This is a genomic window from Pseudomonas sp. UBA6323 (assembly GCF_002439135.1).
Taxonomy (GTDB): Bacteria; Pseudomonadota; Gammaproteobacteria; order Pseudomonadales; family Pseudomonadaceae; genus Aquipseudomonas.
In genome coordinates, this window is record NZ_DJSX01000002.1 from 66,257 (window position 1) to 76,756 (window position 10,500).

General features: G+C 64.9%; 11 protein-coding genes (1 of these 11 running past the window's edge). 4 read left to right on the plus strand and 7 right to left on the minus strand.

All coding sequences use genetic code 11. The annotated features are described in order from the left end of the window. Window positions 1-50: 50 nt before the first annotated feature. The 6 genes from B3P22_RS00475 to B3P22_RS00500 all read right to left on the minus strand — a co-directional run bounded on the left by B3P22_RS00475 (window position 51) and on the right by B3P22_RS00500 (window position 3,825). A complete protein-coding gene (locus B3P22_RS00475; RefSeq protein WP_296269455.1) occupies window positions 51-254 on the minus strand; it encodes a DUF1656 domain-containing protein in 204 nt (67 codons plus the stop codon). Further along, the gene (locus B3P22_RS00480; RefSeq protein ID WP_296269456.1) at window positions 241-2,229 is read right to left on the minus strand and encodes an FUSC family protein; all 1,989 of its coding nucleotides are present in this window, start codon (window positions 2,227-2,229) and stop codon (window positions 241-243) included. Before B3P22_RS00480 ends, B3P22_RS00475 begins: the two co-directional genes overlap by 14 nt. A gap of 194 nt (window positions 2,230-2,423) precedes the next feature. Beyond that, window positions 2,424-2,540, minus strand: coding sequence for a cytochrome c oxidase subunit CcoM (gene ccoM / locus B3P22_RS00485; RefSeq protein WP_017361612.1), 117 nt, complete (start codon window positions 2,538-2,540; stop codon window positions 2,424-2,426). 200 nt (window positions 2,541-2,740) lie between these two features. Next, window positions 2,741-2,902 carry a hypothetical protein gene (locus tag B3P22_RS00490; RefSeq protein WP_197856023.1) on the minus strand — a complete coding sequence of 54 codons (162 nt, stop codon included), beginning with the start codon at window positions 2,900-2,902 and terminating at the stop codon, window positions 2,741-2,743. Then, a complete protein-coding gene (locus B3P22_RS00495; protein WP_296269457.1) occupies window positions 2,899-3,498 on the minus strand; it encodes an alpha-ketoglutarate-dependent dioxygenase AlkB family protein in 600 nt (199 codons plus the stop codon). Before B3P22_RS00495 ends, B3P22_RS00490 begins: the two co-directional genes overlap by 4 nt. A gap of 33 nt (window positions 3,499-3,531) precedes the next feature. Continuing rightward, on the minus strand, window positions 3,532-3,825 hold the full coding sequence (locus tag B3P22_RS00500; RefSeq protein WP_197856025.1) for an aspartate-semialdehyde dehydrogenase: 294 nt from the start codon (window positions 3,823-3,825) through the stop codon (window positions 3,532-3,534). Between the two features lie 162 nt (window positions 3,826-3,987). Here B3P22_RS00500 and rapA point away from each other — a divergent pair, with 162 nt between their 5' ends. Continuing rightward, on the plus strand, window positions 3,988-6,831 hold the full coding sequence (rapA, locus tag B3P22_RS00505; RefSeq protein WP_296269458.1) for an RNA polymerase-associated protein RapA: 2,844 nt from the start codon (window positions 3,988-3,990) through the stop codon (window positions 6,829-6,831). A 116-nt stretch (window positions 6,832-6,947) separates the two neighbouring features. Here the strand turns inward: rapA and B3P22_RS00510 are convergent, their stop codons facing one another. Further along, the gene (locus B3P22_RS00510) at window positions 6,948-8,180 is read right to left on the minus strand and encodes an RNA polymerase sigma factor (RefSeq protein WP_197856027.1); all 1,233 of its coding nucleotides are present in this window, start codon (window positions 8,178-8,180) and stop codon (window positions 6,948-6,950) included. Between the two features lie 152 nt (window positions 8,181-8,332). Here B3P22_RS00510 and B3P22_RS00515 point away from each other — a divergent pair, with 152 nt between their 5' ends. From B3P22_RS00515 to cmoB, 3 genes are all read left to right on the plus strand, one after another. Then, the gene (locus tag B3P22_RS00515) at window positions 8,333-8,971 is read left to right on the plus strand and encodes a lysoplasmalogenase (RefSeq protein WP_296269459.1); all 639 of its coding nucleotides are present in this window, start codon (window positions 8,333-8,335) and stop codon (window positions 8,969-8,971) included. 153 nt (window positions 8,972-9,124) lie between these two features. Further along, the gene (gene cmoA, locus B3P22_RS00520) at window positions 9,125-9,901 is read left to right on the plus strand and encodes a carboxy-S-adenosyl-L-methionine synthase CmoA (protein WP_296269460.1); all 777 of its coding nucleotides are present in this window, start codon (window positions 9,125-9,127) and stop codon (window positions 9,899-9,901) included. Then, window positions 9,898-10,500, plus strand: the 5' portion of a protein-coding gene (cmoB, locus tag B3P22_RS00525) for a tRNA 5-methoxyuridine(34)/uridine 5-oxyacetic acid(34) synthase CmoB (protein ID WP_296269461.1). 252 nt of this gene lie beyond the right edge of the window; 603 of the gene's 855 nt are visible here — the first part of the coding sequence; it begins with the start codon at window positions 9,898-9,900; the stop codon falls past the right edge of the window. The genes cmoA and cmoB overlap by 4 nt, the downstream gene beginning before the upstream one ends.

The window sequence follows — 10,500 nt, forward strand, 5'->3', positions numbered from 1 at the left end:
CCCTGTTTTTAACGCCGCAGGGCCGACGCGCAGCAGGTGCTGGCAAGCTTTCAAATCGCCAGGACGGCCATCAACGCCGCCAGCACGCAGACATACAGGGCACAATCGAACAGGGCTTCGTGCCAGATCCAGCGCGACAGCCCGACGCGCTGCAGGCCCAGGCGCAACACGCCGGTCAGCAGCAACGCCAATACCGCGTAGATCGCCATTGGGCTCAGTAACACGCCGCCCAGCGACCATTCATGTAAACCCATTAGCCTCTCCTCGGAGCTGACACCAGTGGCTCCAGCCGTTTTGCAATTGCAACAGCGCCGCTTCGGCCAGACGCTTGTCGATGCTCGGCGTGCAGGCGCGCAGGGCTTCCTGCAGTTCGGCCACCGGCGCGTTCAGATCGTCTTCACGGCCCGGTGCGGGACCACGCTCCAGCGCGTCATCGAGGCGCTCCAGGAAGCGCTGCTGCGACCGTGCCAAACCGGCATCTGCATTGACCAGGCACTTGCGCAGGTGCAGCAGCTCGTCGCCCAGGTCGAGACCGGCGACGCCATCGTCCCAGCGGCTGCGCGCCTGGTCCGGCCGCGCCGGATAGTGCCGCGCCAGCTGCAGCAGACGGTCGGCCATGCGCCCGCCGAACCAGTTTTCGGCGCGGCCCAGGTCGCGACGAGTGAGGCGTCCGAGATCGGCCAGGATCGCCTGCATCAGGCGCCGCCCATGCCAGACCGGATTGCGCAGCACCACCAGCTTGAAGGCCATCACCGCACAACCGACACCCATAAGCATCCCCGGCGCCTCATTGAGGAAATAGGCGACGTCATAGCCGACACCCGGCGCCGGCAGGCACAGAACGATGAAGTGCAGGCAGAACGAGGTCGAGGTCGCCGCCGTCGCCGGCTTGGCCATGCCCAGCACGCCGAAGAACAGCGGCACGCCCAAGACCATGCAAAGCATCACGAAACCGTCGATCTGCGGCATGAGAATCTGCCCGACGAAAAACGCCACCGGCAACGCGTAGAGGATGCCGCGCAGGAACATCATGCCGATCTGCGGCGCGGCTTCGAGCCGGGCGAACAAACTGCACACCACGCAGGCCAGGAGCAACGCGCTGATGGCGTGGGTCCAGCCAGTGGCCAGCCAGAAGGCCGCCAGGGTCAGGAAGGTCAGCGCGCTACGCGAGCCATACACCAGCGCGCTCTGCCAGTCGTAATGCCAGGACAGAGCGCGCGGCGCATCGGCCGGCGCCCTGCCCTCTTCGACTGCCAGCAAGGCAAGGTTGGCGTCCTCAACACGCAGCAGCAGCACCATCAGCCGCTCCAAACACAGTTGCTGGCCACTGCTGAGTTCTTCGTCCTGCACGGCCTGGCGCAGTTGCTCGACCAACTCCGGCAAACCTGTCGGTTGCGCCTGCTGCAGGCGCTCGTCTACCACCTGCAACCAGGGCGCAACGGCCTGCGCCTCGGTGCTGCCCAGCTGTCGCCACTGCCGTGCGACTCCGCGGGCTAGGCGCAACATACCGAGCAGATCGCGACTCAGCACCCGCAACGCCACGGCGCGCTGGCGACCGCGAGCGCCCTCGAACCAGGCATGTTCACGCTGGGCATCCACGGCGACGATACGCGCCAGCACTTCCAGCAACCCCTGCCGCGAGTCGGCCTCACCGGCCAGCGCCTGTCGCGAAGCTGCCACCCCGGCCTGCCAGGCATTACGTGCCTGCTGCGCCAGCTGCCGCTCGACCCGCTGCGGCCAGAGCAAGGCGCTGCTCAGGGTGGCGCAGATGATGCCCAGGCAGATTTCCGTGCAGCGGGCGATGGCCTCGTCGAACACCACATGCGGCTTACCGATGGCCGGCAAGGCGATGATCGCGACGGTGTAGCCGGCCAGTACGAAGGAGTACGACCAGGCGCTGCGCAACATGGTCGAGGCCGCCGTGCACAGCGCCAGCCACAGGGCGAAGGCCAGCACGAACAGCAGTGGCGCCTGGGCGAACAGCCCCATCATCACCACGGCCATGAAGGTGCCAACCAGCGTGCCGAGCAGGCGCGCCAGGCCTTTCTGCACCACCATGCCGGATAGCGGCTGGGCAACGATGAATGCAGTCATCAAGGCCCACTGCGGTTGCTCCAGGCCGAAACGCAGCGCGCACCACAGCGCCAGACCACCGCCGAGAAGGGTCTTGATGGCGAATTGAAAGGCTTGCGGGCTTGGTGCAAGGAACACCAGCAAGGAGTCACGCACGATGGCTACCTGAAGAAATCTCAGCTCTGAACATAGCTGTAGCGATTGGGTTCCGCCTCCATGCGAAATTCAATTATTAGCTAGCTAACTATATCTGTCCAGAGGTTCAATTCGTTCAGCCCGCCAGAACGCGAGCAAAAAAAGGGCGACCGAAGTCGCCCGAATTGCCTTGCGTGCCCTGTGAACTGGAAGGATCAGCTCTGCTTGCGCTTGTGCGCATCCTTCCAGATGAAGTAACCAACACCCCCGAAGAACGCGACCATCAGAAGAACGGTGCCGACTCCGGCGAGAACCACTGTATCGACGAACATGGCTGCCTCCTGTTGTGCCTGTCTGTCTGGGATGGCTTCACGTTATCAGCGCTGGCGGCAGGAAAATTGACCTGGATCAATGGCTCAGGAGCAGGCGTGACCGGGCTTGAGGGAATACTGACCCAGGTCAAGAAATCGAGGGGGGTCGAGGCGGGAAACGCTGCACAACGGAGTGCGCAGCGGGAAGATCGGGGGCGCTTTCAGCGTTTCTTGGGCTTGCTCTTGGACTTCTTCCTGGCCTTGCCCAGCGGCAACACCTGCTCGAAGACCTGGCGCATTTCGTTGAGGCGCTTGTCGTTGAGGTCATGGATACGCTTGTCGCGCTCGGCGGCGAAGTCGATCAGCTTGTCGTCATTGCTCATAGCGGAAACCGGATCAGGCGAAAGGTCAGATTCAGGCGTGGCGCGCAGGCTTGGCGCGTCTTCGCCACTTGATGTTGCCAATGATGCTGGGTCGGCCCGCGCATGACCAGTAGCGAAGCGTGTTCCAACGTCAGTGAATGTTCGATGCGCGTGCTGCCAACACGGCGCAGGTCGAAACGTCGGCTGCCGCCCAGGTTGAGCGAGGCGATCAGCGGATCACGGCCCAGCTCCGGCTCGGCATCGCTGTGCCAGCCCATGGAGTCCTGGCCGTCGCGGTAGTAGTTGAGCAGCACGGCATTGAGGGGCTGCCCGACCTCGTCCGCGACCCGCTGACGAATCTCGTCCAGCAGCAGCGTCCAGGGCATAGGCTCATGCAGCTTGCCGGAATAGCGATAACGCGCCTCGGTATCGCCGTACCAGGCGGTCAGCCGTGGCGTGCGGTGGTAGCGTCCGTGAATGAACAGTTCCGGCTGCTGCCAGGGCGTTTGCTCGACCAGCGCGTCTAACCAGTTGTCAGCCACAGCGGCGTCCACCCAGCCGGGCAGATAGTCCAGCTCGGCATCGGCGATGGCAGGCAAGGGATCAGCGAACAGCATGACGGTCTATATCAACGAGAATAAAAGAGTGTCTCAGACTTCAACATCCACCCACAGCCCTTGTCGGGGCAAATCCCCCAGCGCCTGCTCCACCTCTTCCGGCTCGGCCTCGGCCAACTGTTCCGGGGTGTAGCCACGCCGCTGGCGGCGGCGCTGCTCATCACGCAGCAACTCCTCGGTTTCCTGCGGGTGCCGCTTATCCAGGCTCAGCGCACTTTCCTTGGCGCTCTGCTCGACCGGGGTCACCGGAGGAATCTCGGGCTTGGGCTTGATCACGTCCTGCGTGGCCGTGACCGGCACCAGGCCTTGGGGAATCGGTGGCAGCATGCAACAGCACCTCCTTTGGTCAGGCTGTCGGCCCCGCGAAACGCTACTTGAGGGCGTGCTCACTACACTTTCGACTAACGGATGCGACGATAGTGCCACGACCGCTTTAGCCATGGTTCGGCATCCGTTACCATAGCCGGCTTTTTCACGCGGGAGACAGGCATGGCGCAGTATCAACCGGGGCAACGCTGGATCAGTGACAGCGAAGCGGAATTGGGTCTGGGAACCATCCTCGCCGAGGAAGGCCGCCTGCTCACCGTGCTCTACCCGGCCACCGGCGAAACCCGTCAATACGCCACGCGCAATGCTCCGCTGACCCGTGTGCGCTTCGCCCCGGGTGACGAGATCACCCATTTCGAGGGTTGGAAGCTCACCGTACAGGAAGTCGAGGACATCGACGGCCTGCTGGTCTACCACGGCCTCAATGCCCAGCATCAGCCGGTCACCCTGCCGGAAACCCAGCTGTCGAACTTCATCCAGTTCCGCCTGGCCAGCGACCGCCTGTTCGCCGGCCAGATCGACCCGCTGTCCTGGTTTGCCCTGCGCTACCACAGCCTGGAGCACAACAGCCGCCTGCTGCAGTCGTCGCTGTGGGGCCTGGGTGGCGCGCGCGCGCAACCGATCGCCCACCAGTTGCACATCGCCCGCGAAGTGGCCGACCGCATCGCCCCGCGCGTGCTGCTGGCCGACGAAGTGGGCCTGGGCAAGACCATCGAAGCCGGCCTGGTAATCCATCGCCAGTTGCTTTCCGGTCGTGCCAGCCGCGTGCTGATCCTGGTCCCGGAAAACCTGCAGCACCAGTGGCTGGTGGAGATGCGCCGGCGCTTCAACCTCGACGTCGCGCTGTTCGACGCCGAGCGTTTCATGGAGAGCGACGCCAGCAACCCCTTCGAGGATTGCCAGCTGGCGCTGGTCGCCCTGGAGTGGCTGAAGGACGACGAGAAAGCCCAGGACGCGCTGTTCGCTGCCGGCTGGGACCTGCTGGTGGTCGACGAAGCCCACCACCTGGTCTGGCACCCGGAACAGGCTAGCGCTGAATATTCGCTGGTCGAGCAACTGGCCGAGGTCATCCCCGGCGTACTGCTGCTCACTGCCACCCCGGAACAGCTCGGCCAGGACAGTCACTTCGCCCGCCTGCGCCTGCTCGACCCGGCCCGTTTCCATGACCTGCAAGCCTTCCGCGCCGAAAGCAGCCAGTACCGCCCGGTCGCCGAAGCCGTGCAGGAGCTGCTGGACCAGGGCAAGCTCAGCGCCCAGGCCCGCGATGCCATCGGCGGCTTCCTTGGTGATGAAGGCCGTGAGCTGCTGGACGCCATCGATGGCGGCGACGAACAAGCGCGCGCACGCCTGGTACGCGAACTGCTGGATCGCCACGGCACCGGCCGCCTGCTGTTCCGTAACACCCGCGCCGCCGTACAGGGCTTCCCCGAGCGCGAGCTGCACTCCTACCCGCTGCCGAGCCCGGACGAATACCTGGAGCTGCCGGTCGGTGAGCACGCCGAGCTGTACCCGGAAGTCAGCTATCAGGCGCAGGAAGAAGTCGACGACGAGCAACGCTGGTGGCGCATCGACCCGCGCGTCGAGTGGCTGATCGACACCCTGAAGATGCTGAAGAAATTCAAGGTGCTGGTGATCTGCGCCCACGCCGAAACCGCACTGGACCTGGAAGACGCCCTGCGCGTGCGCTCCGGCATCCCGGCCACGGTGTTCCATGAAGGCATGAGCATCCTCGAGCGCGACCGCGCGGCGGCCTACTTCGCCGACGAAGAATTCGGTGCCCAGGTGCTGATCTGCTCGGAAATCGGCTCCGAGGGCCGCAACTTCCAGTTCGCGCATCACCTGGTGCTGTTCGACCTGCCGGCGCACCCGGACCTGCTCGAGCAGCGCATCGGCCGTCTCGACCGTATCGGCCAGAAACACCGCATCCAGCTGCACGTGCCGTATCTGGAGAACAGTCCGCAAGAGCGCCTGTTCCAGTGGTACCACCAGGCGCTCAATGCCTTCCTCGCCACCTGCCCCACCGGCAACGCCCTGCAACATCAGTTCGGCCCACGCCTGCTGCCGATGCTGGAGAACGCCGACGACGGCCAGTGGCAGCAACTGGTGGACGAAGCCACCGCCGAACGCATTCGCCTCGAAGGCGAACTGCACAGCGGTCGCGACCGCCTGCTGGAGCTGAACTCCGGCGGCGCCGGCGAAGGCGAGGCGCTGGTCGAGTCCATCCTCGAACAGGACGACCAGTTCACCCTGCCGATCTACATGGAAGAGCTGTTCAACGCCTTCGGCATCGACAGCGAAGACCACTCCGACAACGCCCTGATCCTGCGCCCCAGCGAGAAGATGCTCGATGCCAGCTTCCCCCTGGGCGACGACGAGGCGGTGACCGTCACCTACGATCGCGAGCAGGCCCTGGCCCGCGAGGACATGCAGTTCCTCACCTGGGAACACCCCATGGTGCAGGGCGGCATGGACCTGGTGCTGTCCGGCTCGATGGGCAACACCGCCGTGGCGCTGATCAAGAACAAGGCGCTCAAGCCCGGCACCGTGCTGCTGGAGCTGCTCTACGTCAGCGAAGTGGTCGGCCCGCGCAAGCTGCAACTCGGCCGCTTCCTGCCGCCGGCTGCGCTGCGCTGCCTGCTCGACGCCAACGGCAACGACCTGGCGCCGAAGGTCGGTTTCGAGACGCTCAACGACCAGCTCGAAAGCGTGCCACGGGCCAGCGCCAACAAGTTCGTCCAGGCCCAGCGCGATGTGCTGGCCAAGCAGATCAATGACGCCGAAGCCAAGGTCATGCCGCGCCATGTCGAGCGCGTGGCCGAGGCCAAGCGTCGCCTGATCGCCGAACTGGACGAGGAACTGGCCCGCCTGGTCGCCCTGCGCGCGGTCAACCCGAGCGTACGCGACAGCGAGATCGAGGCTCTGCGCGAGCAGCGCGAGCAAAGCCTGGCGATGTTCGACAAGGCTGCCCTGCGTCTGGAAGCGATTCGCGTATTGGTCGCGGGCTAACCCTAGGGGGCGCTGCGCAGCGCCCCGTACTTACAGTCCCTCGAAGTAGCCCGGATGCAATCCGGGAAAGGTGGGCACCTTACTCCCGGATTGCATCCGGGCTATGACCAAAAGCGTTACCCGCCCAGCTCGTCCAGCCTTTTTTGCAGAAACTGCCGATCCGGCCCCTGTTGCGCCAGCGCCAGGGCCTGACCGTAGGCTGCAATCGCCTGCTCGCGTCGGCCCAACCGGCGCAGCAGATCGGCCCGCGCTGCATGGGCCAGGTGGTAACCCTGCAGTTCGCCCGCAGCCAGCAGTCGGTCGATTTCCACCAACCCCGCCTGCTCGCCATCGCGCATGGCCAGCGCCACGGCGCGGTTGAGTTCGATCACCGGCGACGGGTTCAAGCGCAGCAACTCGTCATACAGACCGACGATCTGCGCCCAATCGGTTTCTTCCAGACTGGCCGCCTCTGCATGCACCGCGGCAATCGCCGCCTGCAGGCTGTAGGGGCCGAAACGTCGCGAATGCAGGGCCTGCAGCACCAGCGCCTCGCCTTCGGCGATCAGCTCGCGGTTCCACAGCCTGCGATCCTGATCTTCCAGCAGAATCACCTCACCATCAACGCCGCTACGTGCAGCGCGCCGCGACTCGTGCAACAGCATCAGCGCCAGCAGCCCCTGCACCTCTGGCTCGGGCAGCAGCTCCAGCAGCAAGCGTCCCAGGCGAATCGCCTCGTCGGACAACTGGCTGCGGGTCAGCGAATCACCCGAGCTGGCGAAGTAGCCTTCGTTGAACACCAGGTAAACCACCCGCAACACCGCCTCCAACCGCTCGGGCAGCTCGCTGCGCCCCGGCACCTCGTAAGGGATACGCGCATCGCGGATCTTCGCCTTGGCCCGCACGATGCGCTGGGCCAGGGTCGCAGGGCTGGAGAGGAAGGCGCGGGCGATCTCCTCGGTGGAGAGGTCGCACACCTCGCGCAGGGTCAGTGCCACCTGAGCATCACTGGCCAGCGCCGGGTGGCAGCAGGTGAAGATCAGGCGCAGGCGATCGTCTTCGAGCAGTTCGCCTCCCTCGACGTCACCCTCGTCAGGCAATTCGGCCTGCTCATCCAGCGGCTGGAAGCGGCGCTGCCGACGCAGGCTGTCGATGGCCTTGAAACGCCCGGCAGAGACCAGCCAGGCGCGTGGATTGTCCGGTACGCCGTCCTGTGGCCACTGCTCGACCGCGCTGCGAAACGCCTCGTGCAGCGCCTCCTCGGCCAGGTCGAAATCGCCGAGCAGACGAATCAGGGTCGCCAGCACTCGGCGCGACTCCTCGCGGTATAGGCGTTCGATCAGTTCGCTGACCGGTGGCGATATCGACATGCGCTTCTCCTGAACGAAGGCATACGTTGCCCAATACCGCTGGCGGCGTCGAGTGGCGGCACGATCCGCCCCTCGATTTGGCATCCATTGCATTGGCAGCCATTCGACCACTGGGCATAGTCGCGCATTCCAATGATGAAGGGAGTCATGTCATGCAATGGTTGCTGCTCGGCCTGCTGGGCGCCGCGCTATTTCTCTACGGCCGGGTCACCGGCGACACTCAGCTCAGCCTGCTGAGCAAAGGCATACCGGTGCTCGCCCTGCTTTTGTGGTTGCGCCAGGCGCCGGCCGGCACCTATCGCCGCTGGATCGCCACCGGCTTGCTGTTTTCCATGGCCGGCGACCTCCTGCTGGACTGGCCCGGCGATCTGTTCGTGTTCGGCCTTGGCGCCTTTCTGCTCGGGCACCTGGCCTACCTGCGCGCCTATTGCTCCGACAGCCGGCGGCCTGCCCTCGCCGCCCTGCTACTGGCACTGATTGCCGGCGGTGCGATGTTCGCCGTACTGGCCAGCAGCGGACTGGGCGAGCTGCTGATTCCAGTGGCCTGCTACGCCACGGCGATCAGCCTGATGCTCTGGCGTGCGCTGGCCCGCATTGGCCATCCTGACCTGCAGCCACGCTCCACCTGGCTCGCCGCCGGCGGTGCGGCGCTCTTCGTGCTGTCCGACAGCCTGATCGGCATTGACCGCTTCGTCGCCAGCTTCGACGCCGCGCCTTACGCCATCATCCTCACCTACTGGCTCGGCCAGTGGGGCATCACCGCTTCGGCGTTCGAGCGCCATAGCGCCTGAGGCAGCCAGGGCAATCGCATAAAGGTGTCGGAGCGAACGGACGGCGCTCCGCTCTATTCGCGATTTCATCGCGAATATCGCCCTTAGGAGGTAAAAGAATTGCCCTGCACATGCAGCTCGTAGCCTGGGGCTTGCGGCCGTCTTTTTGCTAAGATGCCGGCTTTTCAGCTACCCGTTACGACTGCCGTGAGCCAAGAACCCGATCGTCTATTCTCCCAGCCCCTGTCCACGGTGCCCGACTTCGTCTTCAACGAGGATGTCGTGCGGGTCTTCCCCGACATGATCAAGCGCTCGGTGCCAGGCTACCCGACCATCGTCGAGAACATCGGTGTGCTCGCCGGCCAGTTTGCCCAGCCGCACACCACCCTGTACGACCTGGGCGCATCGCTCGGCGCGGTGACACAGGCGCTGCGTCGCCATGTGCGCGTCGATGGCTGCCAGGTGATCGCGGTGGATAACTCCCCGGCCATGGTCGCGCGCTGCAGCGAGTACCTGCACGCCCAGGACGCCATGTTCCAGGAGCTGCTGCCGGTGGACGTAATCGAGGCGGATATTCTCGCCCTGGCGCTCAAGCCCACCTCGCTGGTCACACTCAACTTCACCTTGCAGTTCATACCGCCGGAGCGCCGCATGGAATTGCTCACGCGCGTTCGCCAGGCCCTGCTGCCGGGCGGCGCGCTGATCCTTTCAGAGAAGCTGCGTTTCGAGGACGCCGCCGAGCACGAGCTGCTCACCGAACTGCATGTCGCCTTCAAGCGCGCCAACGGCTACAGCGAGCTGGAAATCGCCCAGAAGCGCAGCGCCATCGAGAAGGTGATGTTGCCCGACAGCCTTGAGCAGCACCGCGAACGTCTGCTCGCCGCCGGCTTCAGCAAGGTGGTGCCCTGGTTCCAGTGCCTGAACTTCGCCTCGCTGGTGGCCCTGCCATGATGCGCGATCTGCACCTCGACGCTTTGCAGGCGCAACTGGCCGGCACCCCTTTGCAGGATTGGGCGGCCGATTTGCCCGGCCAGCTCGATGCCAAGCTGGCCATCGGTCACGGCGATCTGGCGCGCTGGTACGGCGCCGTAAAAGCGCTGCCGGAACTGCCGGTGAGCGAGGTGGAACTGGCTCAGCACTTCGCCTTCGGCGGCGCCTGCGACGACGCCACGCGTGCGCAGTTGAAAACGGCCCTGCAGGGGCTGATTCCCTGGCGCAAGGGTCCATTCGAATTGTTCGGCGTGCGTATCGACACCGAATGGCGCTCGGACTGGAAATGGCAGCGCGTCGCCCCACATCTGGATCTGGCCGGCAAGCGCATCCTCGACGTCGGCTGCGGCAATGGCTACTACATGTGGCGCATGCTCGGGGCGGGTGCCGACAGCGTGGTCGGTATTGACCCCAACTGGCTGTTCCTCTGCCAGTTCCTGGCGATGAAACGCTACCTGCCGGATCAGCCGGCATGGCACTTGCCACTGGCCTTCGAAGAGCTGCCGGCCAAACTGCAGGGCTTCGATACGGTGTTTTCCATGGGCGTGCTTTACCATCGC

Coding starts and splice junctions, on each gene's coding strand:
- B3P22_RS00475 (WP_296269455.1), bottom strand. CDS start 254: ATGGGTTTACATGAATGGTCGCTGGGCGGCGTGTTACTGAGCCCAATG.
- ccoM (WP_017361612.1), bottom strand. CDS start 2,540: ATGTTCGTCGATACAGTGGTTCTCGCCGGAGTCGGCACCGTTCTTCTG.
- B3P22_RS00490 (WP_197856023.1), bottom strand. CDS start 2,902: ATGAGCAATGACGACAAGCTGATCGACTTCGCCGCCGAGCGCGACAAG.
- B3P22_RS00495 (WP_296269457.1), bottom strand. CDS start 3,498: ATGCTGTTCGCTGATCCCTTGCCTGCCATCGCCGATGCCGAGCTGGAC.
- B3P22_RS00500 (WP_197856025.1), bottom strand. CDS start 3,825: ATGCTGCCACCGATTCCCCAAGGCCTGGTGCCGGTCACGGCCACGCAG.
- rapA (WP_296269458.1), top strand. CDS start 3,988: ATGGCGCAGTATCAACCGGGGCAACGCTGGATCAGTGACAGCGAAGCG.
- B3P22_RS00510 (WP_197856027.1), bottom strand. CDS start 8,180: ATGTCGATATCGCCACCGGTCAGCGAACTGATCGAACGCCTATACCGC.
- B3P22_RS00515 (WP_296269459.1), top strand. CDS start 8,333: ATGCAATGGTTGCTGCTCGGCCTGCTGGGCGCCGCGCTATTTCTCTAC.
- cmoA (WP_296269460.1), top strand. CDS start 9,125: ATGCCGGCTTTTCAGCTACCCGTTACGACTGCCGTGAGCCAAGAACCC.